The following is a 16,259-nucleotide window of genomic DNA, read 5'->3' on the forward strand; positions in this document are numbered from 1 at the left end:
TCAGCCCTGCTGCCCGGCGTCCATCAGGTAGTCGATGAGGGGTTGCACATACCCGGGTGCCGCGCCCGCCGCGTGGTGCGTGCAGAGGATGAGCCGCCGTCTCGCCCAGGCATCCCGCAGTGCGCGAACCTCCAGCCCGGGGTGTTTGACTGTGAGGTGTTGCGTGGCCAGGCTCGACACCACCGACACACCCACGCCGAGTGAAGCCATTCGCAACACGCCCTCGAACGACCGCATGCGCACCCGGTAGTGGATCGCCTTGCCGTGCGCTGCGGCCTTGACCTGCAGGTAGGTATAGAGCGCACTCTCTTCCGACAGACCCACCATCGCGTGTTCAATGCACTCCTCAAACGTCGGCGACTCGCTCAGGGGCCGCATGAGGTCAGGGTGGCCCACGACCACCAGGGTGTCATCCGCGAGAGGTGTGCTGTGCAGGCCCGAGGTGTCCATGGTGTCGGCCAGGATGCCGACGTCCGCCTTCTTGCGGTGCAGGGCTTCGAGGATTTCGCCCGTCCACATCTCCTGGACGTCGACATCGATCTCGGGGTGCAGGCTCAGGAAGCGCGCAAGCGGTTCCGGCAGGTAGGCCGACAGTGCGGCGGTGTTGGCCAGCAGCTTCACACGCCCACGAACGCCGCGCGAGAACGGCGTCATCTGGTTGCGCAGCTTGTCCATCTCTTGCAGAACACTGCGTGCGTGCTTGGCCAGTTCAAGTCCCGCATCGGTGGGCGTGACGCCGCTCTTGCCGCGTTCGAAGAGCCGCACACCCAAGGCACCCTCGAGTTCCTGCAGCCTGTTGCTGGCTGCAGCCAGGGACAGGTGGCACCTGCTCGCCCCTGCAGTGATCGACCCCGTTTCGAGCACTTCGATGAACAGCTTGAGTTTGGCGAGATCGACTTTCATGAGATCGCTGAGCGGTGTCTGTGGTTGGCCGTGCTTTCAAACGTCGGTGTCACCCTGACAGTCTGATCGAGGTCGACGCGGCCATCTGAAACCTGTTGGCTGGATGACGAGCGCAATTCAACAGTGAACGGCACCGGTTGGGCAACCTATGGGCGCTCGAACCGACGCACTGCGTCATGGGCACACGGGGCACAGGAGACGAGTGCCGCAACGTAACCCTCGACTGATTGGATGATATGGAACGCAGAACCCTAACCAAATCGCTGGGCCTGGCGGGCATCTTGGCCGCTGGCGCAGCGCCGGCCATCAGCAGCGCGCAACAGGAGATTCGCTGGCGTCTCGCTTCGAGCTTCCCGAAGTCGCTCGACACGATCTATGGTGCGGCCGAGGACTTCTCCAACGTCGTGTCCGAACTCACCGGAGGCAAGTTCAAGATCAGCGTTCACGCCGGTGGCGAGCTGATGCCTCCCTTCTCGGTGGTGGACGGTGTTCAGGCCCGCACGGTCGAGATGGCGCACACCGCCAGCTACTACTTCTTCGGCAAGGATCCGACCTTCGCCATCAGTGGTGCGATCCCCTTCGGGATGAATGCGCGTCAGATGACGGCCTGGATGCTTGAGGGCAACGGCCTGAAGGCAACCCGCGAGTTCTATGCCAACTTCAACATCGTCAACTACCCGGGCGGCAACACCGGTGCACAGATGGCGGGCTGGTTCCGCCGCGAGATCAAGACCGTGAACGATCTCAAGGGTCTCAAGTTCCGCGTTGGCGGGTTTGCGGGGCGCGTGCTCAGCCGACTTGGCGTGGTGCCGCAGAACATTCCCGGTGGCGAGATCTATCAGGCGCTGGAAAAGGGAACGATCGATGCGGCCGAATGGATCGGGCCGTACGACGACCTGAAGCTCGGCTTTCACAAGGTGGCGCCCAACTACTACTACCCGGGTTGGTGGGAAGGCGGATTGAACTGTGAGTTCTACATCAACGACAAGGCCCTGGCCGAGCTGCCCAAGGAGTACCGAGACGTCATCGATCATGCGTCCAAGGTTGCCCACGTGAACATGCAGGCCAAGTACGACGCTCGCAATCCGGTGGCGTTGCGTCAGCTGGCACAGAATGGCGTCAAGCTGCACGGTCTGAACACGACCATCATGGAAGCGGCCTTCAAGGAAGCGATGGACTTGTACAACGAACTCGGATCGACCAACGCCAACTGGAAGAAGGTGTACGACGACTACCGCAAGTTCCAGCGTGAGGTCAACCTCTGGTTCCGCTTCGCCGAGTCCGGCTTCGACCGTTTCATGCAGGCACAGCGCCTGTAACGCCCGCGAACCGCTGGTTGCCCAGGAGGCCAGATGCTGAAGTCAGCGTCTGGCCTCTTGCTTCTTGACGAAGGCCTGCATGGCTTGCAGGAAAGGTTCTTCCTGGAAGCACGCCTGAAAGCTGGAGGCTTCGAAGGCGAGTCCTTCGTCCAGCCCGGGATGTGCCCGCAGAACGGACTGCTTCATGCGCATGAGCAAGTCCAATGGGCGCTGCGCAATTCCCTCTGCCAGTGCCAGCGCCTGCGAGCGAAGCTGATCCCGGGGAACGATCCGCGAGACCAGGCCGGCTTGTCTCGCTTCCTCTGCTGAGAGGCGTCGACCAGTCAGCAGCATGTCCATGGCGAGGTGTCTGCCCACGGCGCGTGGCAGCCGCTGCGTCCCGCCGGCACCTGGCATGGCGTTCAGGGTCACCTCGGGGTGGGCGAACACCGCATCGTCGGCGGCCAGGACGATGTCGCACATCTCGGCCAGCTCACAGCCACCGCCCAGCACCATGCCATGCACCGCCGCGATCACCGGCTTCGGGAATCGTCCCAGTTCCCTTGAGCAACCAATGAAGTCGGTCCGGATGGTCTCGTCGTAGGTCATCGTCGACATGTCGGCGATATCGGCGCCCGCGCAGAAGTGCTTGCCGTCGGCTTGCAGCACGACCACACGAACCGATGCATCGGATGCGAGCCGAAGCAGGATGGTATCCAACTCATCGGTCATAGCGCGGCTGAGCGCGTTGAGGGTCTCGGGTCGTGCGAGTGTCATCACAGCCACGCCTGATTGCGTACTGATGCCGACACGAGGTTGGTTTTCATTGCGCATGATTCATCTCCATGGCTGACGGTCAGGCTAGACGCCCAGGATCCTCGTTACATGAAAACGAGCAGGTCTTGCTTGACCAACATTCCTGCGAACGTGCAAGGCTGACGCGTTGCGCGACGGAGAATCGTCGACGCCTGCCGCAATCGAACCCAGTTGTTTCGCTGCCCGTTCATGTTCGTTGAAAACCGATGAAGAAAGTTGGTGTCCTGGGCGGTTTGGGTCCAATCGCAACGGTTGACTTTCTGGACAAGTTCTACCGCACTGGCGATGCCTGCCAGGACCAGGATCATCCGCCCGTCGAAGTCAGGTTTTGCACGGCCGCACCGGATCGAAGTGCGTACTTTGACGGTTGTGGACCCAGCCCCATCGGTCATCTGAGGGAGGCCGCTGTATCTCTCAAGAAGTCGGGTGCGCAGTTTGGTGTCCTGATCTGCAACACCGCGCATATCTGGCATCGAGATCTGGAACTTGCGTCCGGATTGCCGTTTCTGCATATCGCAGAACAGGTTCGATCCTTCCTGGACAACGTACGCAAACCGGTCGGACTGCTCTGCACACCATGGACGGTCAAGGGTCGTGTGTACTCACGGGTGCTGCCACGCGAACAGCTGGTTGAACCCAGCTCCGAGGTGCTTGAACACGTCCTGATGCCCGCCATACGACTTCTCAAGGCGAACCGCTTCGACGAAGCCAGGCAATTGATCGCACGCGTTCTGATGCAGTTTGAGCGTGCCGGTTGCGAGTCGGTCATCCTGGGATGCACAGAGTTGCCCATCATCGCCAGGGTGTGCGCAACCCGTATGCAATTGATCGACCCCAATCAACTGCTGGCCGATGCCGCGCGTCGCCACGCCATGGAGGCCTAGCCTGCGGCCACGGCGGCGTTTCGACGGCCTTCCTGAGTGACGCCGTCGTAACCCCATGATGCGGCCGGCACCTCTCGTACCAGCACATACGCCGGCGAAGCAAGGTTCGGAATGATCTCGGTCAGTACGCGGTGCGCCTCCTGGACGAAGAACGCCTGCTCGTCCGGGGTGTTGGTGCCTTCGGTGATGAAGGCCTCCAGGTAGGCGACGGGGGCATCCTGGCCACATGGGAGACCACCCACGGACCAAAGCCTGACATCGGTGGGAACGACATTGACGAGGGTGACAGACGCCTTCTTGCCAAGCCCCTCTGCCATGAGATCGGTGATCCGCTGTTGTAGGTTGGCGATCTGCTGCTGCGACAGCGTGTCGGCGGGAGCGAAGAGGCGAACGACTGGCATGATGGTCTCCGGAAGTGGGAGTGCCATGGTCGGGCGCCGCGGGTAGCCCATCAAGTGGCAATCCGGAATCACACATCTATCCAGCGGAGAACAATCGCTTGGACAAATCGCTTTTCGCCTCGCTCGAAGACCTTGCCGTGTTCGTTGCAGTGGTTCAGGAGGGCAGCTTTTCCGCCGCAGCCTTGCGGCTGGGCATCGCGGGTTCGGCCATCAGCAAGCGGATGGCGAGGCTGGAAACGCGGATTGGCTCGCAGCTGCTGCTGCGCACCACCCGTCGCCTGTCGCTGACCGAAGTCGGTCAGCTTGCCTACGCGAAGGCCCGTGAGGCCGACAGCTTGCTTGCCGAGGCCCTGTCACTGGCTGCCGAGCGATCCAGGCACCCGCGCGGGATGCTTCGGGTGTCTGCTTCGGTCTCGTTTGGTCTGAACCGGGTGGTCCCGCTGCTCCCCGGATTCCGGTGCCAGTTCCCCGAGGTCGATGTTGATCTGCTGTTGCTGGATCGCATGGTCGATCTTGTGGAGGAGGGTGTCGATGTCGCCATCCGTATTGCGGAGAGGCTCCCGGAGTCGTCCATAGCCAGGCCTTTGTGTCCGGTGCGCTACCGCCTTTGTGCCAGCCCGGATTACCTGCGGGACCACCCCATCGCGGCGCCTGCCGATCTGCTTTCGCTCACATGCCTTCATTACAGGGTGGCGCCGCAGGCAGGCAGATGGCACCTTCAAAAAGGTTCCGAAGCCGTCGACCTGGCGGTGCAAACACCCGTTGTCGTGAACAACAGCGATGCTGTCGCGTTGCTTGCCCAGCAGGGAATGGGCGTGGCATTGCTGGCCGACTACGCGTGCGAGCGCGGATTGCAGAACGGTGATCTGGTCGCGGTGTTGCCGGACTGGGACATCAGCGGCCCTTTCGGCGGTTGGGCTCACGCGATCTGGCGGCCACAGGTCAGCTTGCCCAGGAAGACGCGTGTGTTCATCGACTTCCTTGCAGCAGAGATGGGCTCCTTGACTGTGGGAGCAAGCGGCGCCCGGCAGGGACCTTCGGGTGCGGATCAGCGGCCGGATCGGTAAGCCCAGATTTTGGCCTCTGACGGCGCATTGGCCATCGCTGCCCCCAGCAGGATGATCGTGACACTGAACGCCATACCCGCCGTGAGGTTGACGTGGTCAGCGATCACACCGGCCGCCCACGGACCGATGGACTGTCCTACCGAGAACATGAGTGTGAAGAGCGCGACGTACGTTGCCCATTCGGAGGCCGGCCGGGTGCTTCTCGCCAGCAATGTGACGGAGGTCGGCGCGATGAACAGCGACAGGCCGTAGAGCAGCGCCGAATTCAGGGTGGGCAACGCGCCACCGCCCAGGAAGCTGATGCTCACGCCCACGGCTGTCGTGAGCAAGCACGTGGCCAGCGTTCTGGTGGCTGGCCAGGTGTTGAGCGCGCGGGCCCAGACCAGCGGGGACAGGCAGATGCCAAAACCGAGCACACACCAGGCAAGCGTCACGACCTGCCACCCCTCGCCGCGTTCGGCGATCCAGGCGGCGAGGAAGGTGAGGTAGACGTTGTTGCCTGCGCCGAAAAGCAGATAGGCAACCAGGCACGGCAGATAGGGCGCGATCGGGATCGGCTTGTTGCCAGCCTCAGAGCTCAGGGACGTGTCATGTTTCAAGCTGGCCGCCACCCGAAGCGGCAGGACCGCCAACAGGGCGCTTGCGATACCGATCGCGTACCAGGCCGACACCCAGGCGGTCGAACCCATTTGTTCCAACCAGCGTGGTACGAATGCGCCTGAGAGGATCATGCCGACGCCAGCGCCGGCAAAGTAGAGCCCTGTTGCCGTGCCGCGGATGCGCGCATGATCCGCGTAAATTTTCGATACCAGCGCGGCCCCGCACGAGAACATCCAGGCGGACCCGAATCCGGTGAGGCTCCTCATGACGGCGAGGTGCCAGAAGTCTTTCAGCACGGGCGTTGCCAGCAGCGATACGACCACGATCACGGTGCCGATGCGAAACGCACGGGCGGGAGAAACAGCGCGCAGGCCGGCGTAGCCCGCCAGGGCGCCGAGCATGTAGCCCACCGCGTTCACGGTATTCAGAAGACCGGCGGTGGCGTACGTCCACTGCAGGTCTTCTCGCATCGCTGGCAACACCAGACCGTAGGCGAAGCGCGCGATGCCGTTGCTGATGGCCACGGCCATCGAGAGTTGAACCGCGGGCCAGAGTCCGGGCGTCACTTCATACCTCGACGGCGTGTAACCCGCTGATCTCCGCGTCCACCGGGTACTTCAGGGTGCTGTGCGGGGCCCTGCGGAAGCAATCCAGCAACTCGGCCTCTGCGGTCAGGGTGTCCAGCACCGGGTGGTTCTGTGCCTCGATCATCGTGGGCACCATGCATTTGCAGAACGTCCAGGCCACGGCGCTGCTCACCTCAGGCAAGGCCGGTGGCTTGTCCCGAAAGTTCCATTGGTGCGAGCGAAGCGCCGCCTCAAGTTGGTCCAGCGCCTCGGTGAGCTGAATGCCGACCCGGATCAACCAGGGGGAGTGACGCTTTTCGGGAGGACGAAGGAAATCCTCAAGCACCAGCTGGATCGATTTCTCCATCACAGCCAGCGCCAGGCTCTCAAGCCGAAGAAACGCCGCTCGCTGCTTGCGTCCGTTGGGTATGGCGCTCCAGGCGTTTCTCGACACCACCGAGGCGTACTGGATGATCAAACCCGAGTCCATCAGGACGTCGCCGCTGTCACAGACGAAGGTCGGCGCCTTCACCACCGGGTTGATCTGCGCAAACTCATGGTAGTGCGAGAAGACGGAGAGCGGCACGTGCTCGAAGTCGACGTCCATGAGCTGCAGGGCAATGGCCAGGCGGCGGACGTAGGGAGAGTCGAGAAGGCCCACCAGTTTGGTGTTCGTGCTGCGCCGCCGTGAGCTGGCATAGGGGTGGCTTCTGTGGACGCTCATACCTGCGGACCATTGAAAACTCGGGGCGCACAAATTGGCACTTGCGCCCCTGGCGAAGGTGGTCAGTAGGCCTGAAGCGGCTGGCGAAGAATGGAAAGATGATTCCGGCCACGGCAGCCGGATTCGTGTGTGCACCGGGTGCTTACCTGCAGCGGGCACGGGGTGTCGGTCTCAGCCTGGCGCGTTGTGGCAGACCACGCAGAGCTTGTTGCCCTCGGAGTCCCGGAAGTAGGCGCCGTAGTAGTTCGGGTGGTAGTCGGGGCGCAGCCCCGGCGCACCTTCATCCGTCGCGCCAGTGGCGTTGGCCACGGCGTAAGCCCGGTCGACGATCTCGCGCGTGGACGCCAGCAACGCGATCATCTGGCCGTTGCCGGGATGGTGCGCTTGCTGGTCGTAGGGGCGGCCGATGAGAAACAGCGGGCGCGGCCCGGGGTCGGACTGCCAGCCTGCCCATGGCCGATCGGGATTGCAGAACCGTTCCGAAATGCCCATGGCAGCAAAGAGCGCACGATAGAAGCGTAGCGCGCGATCGAAGTCGTGCACGCCCAGGAAGGTGTGGGAGATCATTGGCGATTGGGTCAGGATCGTGTGGGCCAGTGCAGTGTGCTCAATCCGCAAGAGCCGCCGCGTCCGCGGTGACCTGACGCTGGATCCAGTCGAGGAACAGGCGCATCGGTTCGCGGCGCGATTGCTCCTCCGACACTACGGCGTGATAAGGCTTGGCCGGTATCGAGTGGCTGGTGATGAGTTCGACGCGGCCGCTTTGCAGGTGCGCTTGCGCCAGCCGCCGTGGAACGATGGCCAGGCCCACGCCGTGCGCCGCGCATTCGAGGCCGAACTGCAGATCGACGGTGTTGATCCGTGGTCTGGCCTTGAGGCTGGCGGGTATCAGGCCGCTGGCCCATGTTGTCCACTCCATGGAGGGGTGCTGCACCAAGGGCAGTGTCGAAATCACCTCGGCCATGGTCATGAATCTTGCTTTTCGCGCGAGCTGCGGATTTCCTACGACCACAAGCCGATCCTCCCACATCGGGATCGACATCATGTCCGGTAACGAGGGTCCTCCATAGCGAAGACCGATGTCCACACCGTCACCGAGCACCGACTCGAGCCGATCGACCGCGCTCACGATGAGCTCGATGCGAGGGTGCGCAGCATGAAAGCCGTTCATGCGCGGACCCAGCCACAGTCGTGCGAGCCCGCGGGATGAAGACACGCGGATCTGCGTGGTCGCGGTGGTCGATTTCAGGTAGTGATCGTCTCTCAGCCGCCGGGCAAAGGCCTGCGATGCCGCGAAGTAGGAGTGGCCCACCGGTGTCAGGATCACCAGGGGGGAGTAGCGATACACCAGACGCAACTTGAGGCGATGTTCGAGCAGCGCGATCGAGTGTGTCAGCGCGGACTTCGTGATGCCCAGTTCGCTGGCGGCACGAGACAGGCTCTGGTTGCGCGCAACCGACTCGAAGGCCAGCAGATTGCTCATCGGCGGGAGCTGTCCGATGGGTGCGCTCTTTTGTCGCGTAGTGTTCATCGCTATATGCTATCGAGCACCGCTGCCATCAGGAACTACCCGAAAGCCATGGCATTGCACGGGTCGTCCTGTCGACCCGGTGCAAACGATGACCGACCGTTGACAAACTTTCGAACATGAGTCAACCCACCACACCAGCGGCCGCCCAGTTTCCGCTACACGAACTGCTGGCGTTCGAGGCCGCGGCCCGCCACGGTTCGTTCCAGAAGGCCGCAGACGAGTTGAGCGTCACGCAGTCGGCGGTGAGCCACCGTGTCATCAACCTCGAGCGGCGCCTCGGCGTCTCGCTGTTTGCGCGCAAGGGGCGTGGCATTGCGCTGACGGAGGAGGGTGCCACTTACCTCGATGGTGTGTCCGCAGCGTTGACATCGCTTTGGGCGGCGGGTGAAGAGCTGCGTCTCGCCGAGCATTCCCTGATTCGCGTGAACTTCGCGCCTTCAATCGGCAATGTCTGGCTGCTTCCGCATCTGCCGGAGTTCATGCGCAACCACCCGAGCATCCAGATCGAAGTCGCGAGCATCGCCACGCCCGAAGAAGTCAACCGGGCGGACTGGGATGTGCTGGTGCACTACGGCATGGGCGTGGGTGACGATGCGCGCCGCGCCTTGTTGCTGACCGACGAGGTGCTGGTCGTGGGTCGGCCCGACATCCTTTCCGAAACCGGGCAGGAATTGCGTGTCGAGGATGTCGGATCTCTGACCGTGCTGCGTCACACCCTGTTGAACTGGCTCGACTGGAGCGCGGGAGCATTCGGCAAGAAGACCGAGCCTGCGCGATACATGCATTTCGACGACTCGATCACGATGCTGGAGTCGGCGGTCAGTGGCGCGGGCATCGCGGTCACCACGCGCATCGCCGCAACGCCCTATCTGAAAGAAGGCGCGCTGGTGCAGATCCACCCGTTCGTGCTCAAGGACAACGAGTATTACGTGGAGCTGTCGGAGTCGGGCGAGCTCAAACCCGCGGCCAAGGCCTTCACCGACTGGATCGTCCGCCTGGCGGCGGCAGACCGGACAGCAGCTTCCTAGGTGGCTTCGGCGGCGAGCTCCTGCTCGATCCATTGTGCGAGGCGCTGCACGGCCGGATTGGCCACCGATTGCTCGGCGAACACCAGGTAGTAGTGGAGGCCGACGATGCGGTGTTCCGGAAACACCGCCTGCAGCCGCCCCTCGCGCAGTGTCCGCGTGATCGACGGTGTTCTGCCGATGGCCACGCCGCCACCCTGGACGGCTGCCTGAATGGCGTGGTCGTACTGTGTGAACTGCACCGTTTTGAGCCCCAGGCGGTGTTCCAGGCCCAGCCGCGTCAGCCATTCCGACCAGGCCATCCAGGGAAAGCGGCTTCTGCCCGGGCCGTAGATGATGAGCGTCTGATTCAAGAGGTCGACCGGCTTGCGGATCTGGGCGGCCACCTCCGGGCTGGCCACCAGAAAGGCCTCCTCCGTGCCCAGACGCCGGGCCAGCGGAGACGCCAGCGGGTCCACCGGCAATCGGATCGCAAGGTCATAGCCCTCACGCTCCAGGTTCGACACCCCCTCGCTGGAGTCGATGATCACGTTGACGTCAGGCGCGACCTGGCGAAATCGCGTCAGACGGGGCACCAGCCACATTGAGACGAACGAAGGCCAGGCGGTCAACGTCACGGTCTCGACGTGTTCCGACAGCAAACGCCCGATGGATGACTCCAGCGCGTTGAGGGCCTGCTGGACACCTTGCAGCACCACCTTGCCTTCTTCGGTCAGCTGCAGCTGGCGGGAGCCACGAACGAAGAGCTGGCATGACAGCACCTCCTCCATGGAGCGAATCTGCTTGCTGATGGCCGATTGCGTCAGCGAAAGCTCCTCGGCCGCTTGCGTGAAGCTCAACAGGCGGGCGGCACTCTCGTAGCCCCTCAGTGCATCGAGTGAGAGGTGACGAAGTTGTCTGGCAACGGAACTCTTGGTCGGTGTCATGAATTGAAGGCATGCCTGGGGTTCTGAAGATTCCAACCACGCCGGGTGTGTCTCGTTGACGATCGGTTCCTCCCCTCGCAAAGGAGGCACACGATGCTTTCAATCAATTCGGCCCGCACTCTACAAGTCGAGCCCGTTCTCATCAACCTGAAGGCCGGCGAAGCGCTTGAATGCACCGCCGGCGCCATCTGGGCAACGTTGGATGCGGGGTGCGACACGCCCGACGCCATCGATGAATTGCTCTACCCGGGCGACCTGCTGCTTTCAAGTCAACGGCGAACCTACTGCCTCTCCAGCCTGCGTCGGCAGCCGGCCAGCTATCGCGTCCTTGTCGCAAGCCCGTCATTCGACAAGCGGATCGAGAGTCGTCCGCGATTGCACGGTGCGGCTTACACGCTGTTCAAGGCTGCGATGGGGCAACCCGAAGGAGCACTCGCATGAAGCTGAGCTCCAGAGACATTGCCTTCATCGTGTTGTGCGGGCTGATCATGTTCCTGTCGATCGGACAGCGTCATTCGTTCGGCCTGTACCTGATTCCCGTGACCAGCGATTGGTCGTGGGGGCGTGAGACGTTTTCCATCGCCATCGCGCTGCAGAACCTGGTCTGGGGGGCAGCGCAGCCCTTTGCCGGCATGCTGGCCGACAAGATCGGCTCCAAGCGTGTGATGGCCTTGGGCGGTGCCTTCTACGCCCTGGGCGTCGTGCTCATGCCCTACAGCAACGATGGCGTGCTCTTCGCCATCACGGCCGGCTTGTTTGTCGGACTTGGGCTCAGCGGAACGGCCTTCGGCATCGTCTATGGCGCCGTGGGCAAAGCCGTTGCCCCGGAGCGCAGGCCGGCAGCGCTCGGCCTGGTGGGCGCGATCGGCGGTGCCGGGCAGTTGCTGATGCTGCCTGTGAACATGACCCTGATTGAGAGCTACGGTTGGACGACTGCCGCGCTGGTGATCGCCGTGATCGTTGCAGCCATGATCCCGCTGGCCCTGTCCACGGGGAAGTCGGAGGTCACGCCACCCCAGGCGAGTGAGCTGACCATGCGCCAGACCCTGGCCAACGCCTTCGGAGATCGTGACTTCTGGCTGTTGACCGTGGGGTTCCTGGCCTGCGGCTTCCAGCTGGCCTTCATCGGCACCCACATGCCTGCCTACCTGGCGGACAACGGGCTGAGCCCTTCTGTGGCCACCACGGCACTGGGCCTGATCGCCTTGACCAACATCGCTGGCACGTATCTGTTTGGCGTGTGGGGAACGCGTTGGCTTCGCAAGACGCTCACGGTCTGGATCTACCTCGGGCGGGCGGCGGCCATTCTGATGTTGCTCTGGCTGCCCCTCAGCTCCTGGACGGTGTACGCCTTCGCCGCCGTGATGGGCTTCCTGTGGCTCGGGACCGTGCCGCTGACCAACGGAATGATCGGGCAGATCTTCGGGATGCGTTACGTCAGCACCTTGTTCGGCTTCGTGTTCCTTTCGCACCAGGTCGGCAGCTTCCTGGGCGTCTGGCTCGGTGGGTGGTTGTTCGACGCCTACAAGAGCTACACCTGGGTCTGGATCCTGGCCGCTGCGCTAAGCCTGCTCTCGGCAGTCCTTCATGCACCCATCCGGGAGCGTCGCGCGCCGGTGGCCGCGGCAGCAGCGGCATGAACCGGGTGCGGTACGCAGCGCTTGCGTTGGTGCTCGCGGTCCTGGCCACCGGGGCGATGTCCTGGTACGCGAGTCCCATGACCTCCTTTCTGCTCGCCGACGCCTGGCTGTTGTGCGCCGGTCTCAAGTAACCCGCTCCGCAAGAACCAGCCAACCAGCCCACCTCAAGCCAAAGGCCACGCCCGTGTGGCCTTTGGCGTTTTCGTTTTCTGCAGCGATTGCCTCAACCCACCGTCCTCATGCAAAGGAGACAAGTCACCATGCCATTCCTGCTCAGCCTGTCGCGCGCCTCAGATGCAATCAATCGATGGATCGGTTGGTCTTCGATGTGGCTCATCCTGGCGGCCACCTTGATCAGCGCCGGCAATGCGATCGTTCGCAAGGTGTTCGGCGTCAGCTCCAACGCCTTCCTGGAAGTCCAGTGGTATCTCTTCGCCGCGGTCTTCGTCCTCGGGGGCGGCTACGCCTTTCTGCAGAACGTGCATGTCCGCATCGACTTTCTGTCGGCCAGGCTCAGCGCGCGCACACGCAACTGGATCGACATCGTCGGCATCGTCGTGTTCCTGACGCCTTTGTGTCTGCTCATGATCCATGAGGGATGGCCCGTGTTCGCCAATGCCTGGACCACGGGGGAAGTCTCTTCCAACGCCGGAGGGCTGATCCGTTGGCCTGTCCTGCTCCTGATTCCCGTGGGCTTTGCCGTGCTGCTGCTGCAGGGCCTGTCCGAGCTCATCAAACGGGTGGCCTACCTCAAGGGCCTGATCGATGACCCGTTGCAACCGGAGGCCGGGCCATCGAACTGAGCGTTCCGGACCGCCAAGACATCCACCGCCATTCCTAGAAGAAATCGTGCGTCATGACTGAACTGCTATCCACCCAATTCGTACCGCTGATGTTTGCGGGCCTCCTGCTGTTCTTGCTGTCGGGCTTTCCGGTGGCTTTCGCGCTGTCCGCGACAGGTCTGTTCTTTGGTTTTATCGGAATGGAGATCGGCCTCTTTCCCGCGAACCTGTTCCAGGCGCTTCCGCTGCGCGTCCTGGGCATCATGCAGAACGACACCCTGCTGGCGATCCCCTTCTTCACGCTGATGGGCTTGATCCTGGAGCGCAGTCGCATGGCCGAGGATCTGCTGGAAACGGTAGGGCAGGTCTTTGGCGCCGTCCGTGGTGGATTGGCGGTCGCGGTGATCCTGGTCGGTGCGCTGCTGGCCGCGACCACCGGGGTGGTGGCGGCGGCGGTGATCTCCATGGGGCTCATCTCTTTACCCATCATGCTGCGCTACGGCTACAACCGCACCATCGCGACCGGCACCATCACGGCCTCCGGCACACTGGCCCAGGCCATACCGCCATCGCTGGTGCTGATCGTTCTGGCCGATCAGTTGGGCAGATCGGTCGGTGACATGTACGCCGGTGCACTGATTCCAGCGCTCATGCTGGTTGGCCTGTACCTGTCCTTCGTGGTCTTGGTCGCGATCTTCCTGCCCAAGTGGGTGCCCGCACTGCCGAAAGAGGCGCGCATCTACACCGAGCCCAACGGCGCGTCCGGTCATGTTTCGCTGCTGGTGCTGCTGACCATCTGCGGCGCAGCCAGTTGGATCTGGAGCCTCAACCACGAGCGCATCCTCAATCCGTTGCTCGACCGAGAAGTGGCAGCCGGCGGTGATGAGGTGCTCATCCTGTCCATTACCGTGGGCTCGGTGCTTGCACTGTTGCTGGCGGCTGCCAACCGGCTGTTGGGCTGGAAGTTGCTTTCGCGCCTGGCTGAACAGGTCACCTTCGTGCTGATTCCGCCGCTGGTTCTCATCTTCCTGGTGCTGGGCACCATCTTCCTCGGCATCGCAACCCCCACGGAGGGCGGTGCCATGGGCGCGGTGGGGGCCATGCTGATGGCCGCGATGCGGGGCTCCTTCAGTTGGCGTCTCCTGAGGGAAGCCCTGGAGCGGTCGACCCGACTGTCCATCTTCGTGATGTTCATCCTGGTTGGATCAACGGTCTTCAGCTTCACCTTCAACGCCGCCGATGGTCACGTCTGGGTCGAGCATCTCTTCGACAAGCTGCCGGGCGGGCAACTCGGTTTCCTCCTGTTCGTGAACTTCCTGGTGTTCATTCTGGGGATGTTCATCGACTTCTTCGAGATCGCGTTCATCGTCGTGCCGCTACTCGCGCCGGTGGCGGAGAAGATGGACATCAACCTCATCTGGTTCGGCGTTCTGCTGGCCATGAACATCCAGACCTCGTTCCTCACACCGCCCTTCGGTTTCGCGTTGTTCTACCTGAGGAGCGTGGCCGCACGGGAAGACTACCGGGACAAGGTGACGAACAAGCTCGTCAAGGGCGTTCGCACCGAGGAGATCTACAAGGGCTCCATTGCCTTCATCGTCATTCAGCTGGTGATGGTGGGCGTCATCCTGTTCTTCCCGAACCTGGTCATCGGCAACCTGCACCAGGACAAACGCATCGATGACAGCGCCGTCAACGACATGCTCTACAACATCGGCAGCGAAATTCCTTCGGGAATCACACCTGGTGGCAATCCGCCATCGGACGGCGGCTCGATGAACCTGGATTGATGCGTATCGCCCGACCGTCTGTACCCGTGCGGTGCGGGCAGGCGGTCGCGCCGGTTCCCGAACAAGCCATCCCGGAATGCAGAAGGGGCGCCAGATCTACTGGCGCCCCCTCTGCTCACGCGCTTGCGCTGTCTATGTTCAGCGTCGCACGCCAGCTTGTGCCATGAAGTTGGCGAACTGCAGTTCGTTCACGCGCGACCAGAGCGATTGCGTCTCGCGGAACGGACGCCATGAGTCCAGCAGCTTCTTGAACGTGGCGTTCTTGGCGGCCTCCTCGTCAAGCAGGGCCTCGCTGACCTTGAAGGCTTCCTGCAGCACGTCCCTGGGGAAGGTGCGCACCGTGGCGCCCTTGGACACCAGACGCCGCAATGCCTCGGCATTGGCGACGTCATAGCGTGCGGTGGCCATGACGTTGACTTCCTGGGCCGCCACCTCGAACGCAGAGCGAAAGGCCTTGGGCAGGGCGTCGAGCTTTTCCTTGTTGGCAAAGAAGGAGACGTTGGCACTGCCCTCCCAGAAGCCCGGTGCGTAGTAGTTCTTGGCCACCCGGTAGAAGCCGAGTTTCTCGTCGTCGTAAGGACCCACCCATTCGGTCGCGTCGATGGTGCCCTTCTCCAGCGCGGTGTAGACATCACCGGCAGCCAGCGTTTGCGGCACCACACCGAGCTTGCTGAGCACCTCACCGCCCATGCCGGGGATGCGCATGCGAAGACCTTTGAGGTCTTCCAGCGAATTGATCTGCTTGCGGAACCAACCGCCCATCTGGGCTGCGGTGTTCAGTCCCGGGAAGTTCACCATGTTCTGTTCGGCGTAGAAGTCCCGCAAGAGCTTCAGGCCACCGCCATAGAAGACCCAGGCGTTCTGTTGCCGCGCCGAAAGGCCAAAGGGCAGGGTGGTGTCGAAGGCATGCGCCTTGTTCTGACCGACCCAGTAGTAGCTGGCGGTTTGACCTGCTTCTACGGTGCCGTTGCGAACACCTTCGAGCACCTGGAACGGGGGCACCAGTTCGCCCGCCGCGTAGACCTTGACGTCAAAGCGTCCATCGGTGAGTTCGGCGATGCGCTCCGAGAACATCGAGCAGGCACCGTAGAGGATCTCCAGGCTCTTGGGATAGCTCGACTGCAGGCGCCAGGTGACCGCTGCGGGTTGTGCCCGGACGGCGGGGCTGGCAAGCAGCGCGGCACTGGTGGCAGCGGCGCTGCCGACGAGGAACTTCCTTCGGCTCATTCAGTTGTCTCCATATCGGGCGCGCGAAGTCGCCCAGGGTCGCTGGACATTCAGCGCCACGCATGTTGCAGATCGTGGA

The 16,259-nt window shown here is 62.8% G+C and carries 18 protein-coding genes; 9 read left to right on the plus strand and 9 right to left on the minus strand.

All coding sequences use genetic code 11. The features are described from left to right. Positions 1-903, minus strand: a complete 903-nt coding sequence (locus M3149_RS07050) for a LysR substrate-binding domain-containing protein (protein ID WP_251708629.1) — start codon at positions 901-903, stop codon at positions 1-3. Positions 904-1,139: 236 nt separating this feature from the next. Between M3149_RS07050 and M3149_RS07055 the strand changes: the two genes are divergently transcribed. Next, positions 1,140-2,222, plus strand: coding sequence for a TRAP transporter substrate-binding protein (locus tag M3149_RS07055; protein WP_251708630.1), 1,083 nt, complete (start codon positions 1,140-1,142; stop codon positions 2,220-2,222). A gap of 42 nt (positions 2,223-2,264) precedes the next feature. Here the strand turns inward: M3149_RS07055 and M3149_RS07060 are convergent, their stop codons facing one another. Then, positions 2,265-3,035 carry an enoyl-CoA hydratase/isomerase family protein gene (locus tag M3149_RS07060; RefSeq protein ID WP_251708631.1) on the minus strand — a complete coding sequence of 257 codons (771 nt, stop codon included), beginning with the start codon at positions 3,033-3,035 and terminating at the stop codon, positions 2,265-2,267. Between the two features lie 188 nt (positions 3,036-3,223). On the opposite strand from M3149_RS07060, the gene M3149_RS07065 reads away from it, so the two are divergent. Continuing rightward, positions 3,224-3,901, plus strand: coding sequence for an aspartate/glutamate racemase family protein (locus tag M3149_RS07065; protein WP_251708632.1), 678 nt, complete (start codon positions 3,224-3,226; stop codon positions 3,899-3,901). On the opposite strand, the gene M3149_RS07070 is transcribed toward M3149_RS07065, so the two are convergent. After that, entirely contained in the window at positions 3,898-4,302 is a 405-nt protein-coding gene (locus tag M3149_RS07070) for a tautomerase family protein (RefSeq protein WP_251708633.1), read from the minus strand. The two genes, M3149_RS07065 and M3149_RS07070, sit on opposite strands and share 4 nt — an antisense overlap. A 98-nt stretch (positions 4,303-4,400) precedes the next feature. Between M3149_RS07070 and M3149_RS07075 the strand changes: the two genes are divergently transcribed. Next, a complete protein-coding gene (locus M3149_RS07075) occupies positions 4,401-5,369 on the plus strand; it encodes a LysR family transcriptional regulator (RefSeq protein WP_251708634.1) in 969 nt (322 codons plus the stop codon). Here M3149_RS07075 and M3149_RS07080 read toward each other — a convergent pair. From M3149_RS07080 to M3149_RS07095, 4 genes are all read right to left on the minus strand, one after another. Next, on the minus strand, positions 5,351-6,493 hold the full coding sequence (locus M3149_RS07080) for a YbfB/YjiJ family MFS transporter (protein ID WP_251708635.1): 1,143 nt from the start codon (positions 6,491-6,493) through the stop codon (positions 5,351-5,353). The two genes, M3149_RS07075 and M3149_RS07080, sit on opposite strands and share 19 nt — an antisense overlap. 43 nt (positions 6,494-6,536) lie before the next feature. Next, on the minus strand, positions 6,537-7,259 hold the full coding sequence (locus tag M3149_RS07085) for a glutathione S-transferase family protein (protein WP_251708636.1): 723 nt from the start codon (positions 7,257-7,259) through the stop codon (positions 6,537-6,539). A 171-nt stretch (positions 7,260-7,430) separates the two neighbouring features. After that, complete coding sequence (locus M3149_RS07090; RefSeq protein WP_251708637.1) at positions 7,431-7,826, minus strand: VOC family protein; 396 nt, start codon at positions 7,824-7,826, stop codon at positions 7,431-7,433. Positions 7,827-7,866: 40 nt separating this feature from the next. Further along, positions 7,867-8,742 carry a LysR substrate-binding domain-containing protein gene (locus tag M3149_RS07095; RefSeq protein WP_251708638.1) on the minus strand — a complete coding sequence of 292 codons (876 nt, stop codon included), beginning with the start codon at positions 8,740-8,742 and terminating at the stop codon, positions 7,867-7,869. A gap of 164 nt (positions 8,743-8,906) precedes the next feature. On the opposite strand from M3149_RS07095, the gene M3149_RS07100 reads away from it, so the two are divergent. Then, positions 8,907-9,818: a LysR family transcriptional regulator gene (locus M3149_RS07100; protein WP_251708639.1), complete on the plus strand. Its 912-nt coding sequence runs from the start codon at positions 8,907-8,909 to the stop codon at positions 9,816-9,818. On the opposite strand, the gene M3149_RS07105 is transcribed toward M3149_RS07100, so the two are convergent. After that, complete coding sequence (locus M3149_RS07105) at positions 9,815-10,741, minus strand: LysR substrate-binding domain-containing protein (RefSeq protein ID WP_251708640.1); 927 nt, start codon at positions 10,739-10,741, stop codon at positions 9,815-9,817. The genes M3149_RS07100 and M3149_RS07105 overlap by 4 nt on opposite strands. Before the next feature lie 93 nt (positions 10,742-10,834). Here M3149_RS07105 and M3149_RS07110 point away from each other — a divergent pair, with 93 nt between their 5' ends. The 5 genes from M3149_RS07110 to M3149_RS07125 all read left to right on the plus strand — a co-directional run bounded on the left by M3149_RS07110 (position 10,835) and on the right by M3149_RS07125 (position 14,953). Next, positions 10,835-11,182 carry a hypothetical protein gene (locus M3149_RS07110; protein ID WP_251708641.1) on the plus strand — a complete coding sequence of 116 codons (348 nt, stop codon included), beginning with the start codon at positions 10,835-10,837 and terminating at the stop codon, positions 11,180-11,182. Further along, positions 11,179-12,381, plus strand: a complete 1,203-nt coding sequence (locus M3149_RS07115; protein WP_251708642.1) for an MFS transporter — start codon at positions 11,179-11,181, stop codon at positions 12,379-12,381. Before M3149_RS07110 ends, M3149_RS07115 begins: the two co-directional genes overlap by 4 nt. After that, positions 12,378-12,512 carry a hypothetical protein gene (locus M3149_RS23020; protein ID WP_285886653.1) on the plus strand — a complete coding sequence of 45 codons (135 nt, stop codon included), beginning with the start codon at positions 12,378-12,380 and terminating at the stop codon, positions 12,510-12,512. The genes M3149_RS07115 and M3149_RS23020 overlap by 4 nt, the downstream gene beginning before the upstream one ends. 129 nt (positions 12,513-12,641) lie before the next feature. Then, complete coding sequence (locus M3149_RS07120; protein ID WP_251708643.1) at positions 12,642-13,184, plus strand: TRAP transporter small permease subunit; 543 nt, start codon at positions 12,642-12,644, stop codon at positions 13,182-13,184. A 53-nt stretch (positions 13,185-13,237) separates the two neighbouring features. Then, positions 13,238-14,953 (plus strand): TRAP transporter large permease, encoded by a 1,716-nt coding sequence (locus tag M3149_RS07125; RefSeq protein ID WP_251708644.1) that lies wholly within the window; start codon positions 13,238-13,240, stop codon positions 14,951-14,953. A 138-nt stretch (positions 14,954-15,091) separates the two neighbouring features. Here the strand turns inward: M3149_RS07125 and M3149_RS07130 are convergent, their stop codons facing one another. Next, positions 15,092-16,180, minus strand: a complete 1,089-nt coding sequence (locus tag M3149_RS07130) for a TRAP transporter substrate-binding protein (RefSeq protein ID WP_251708645.1) — start codon at positions 16,178-16,180, stop codon at positions 15,092-15,094. Positions 16,181-16,259: the final 79 nt, after the last annotated feature.

Origin of the sequence: Hydrogenophaga intermedia, assembly GCF_023715105.1 — a bacterium.
In the GTDB taxonomy this organism is placed as follows: domain Bacteria; phylum Pseudomonadota; class Gammaproteobacteria; order Burkholderiales; family Burkholderiaceae_C; genus Hydrogenophaga; species Hydrogenophaga intermedia_A.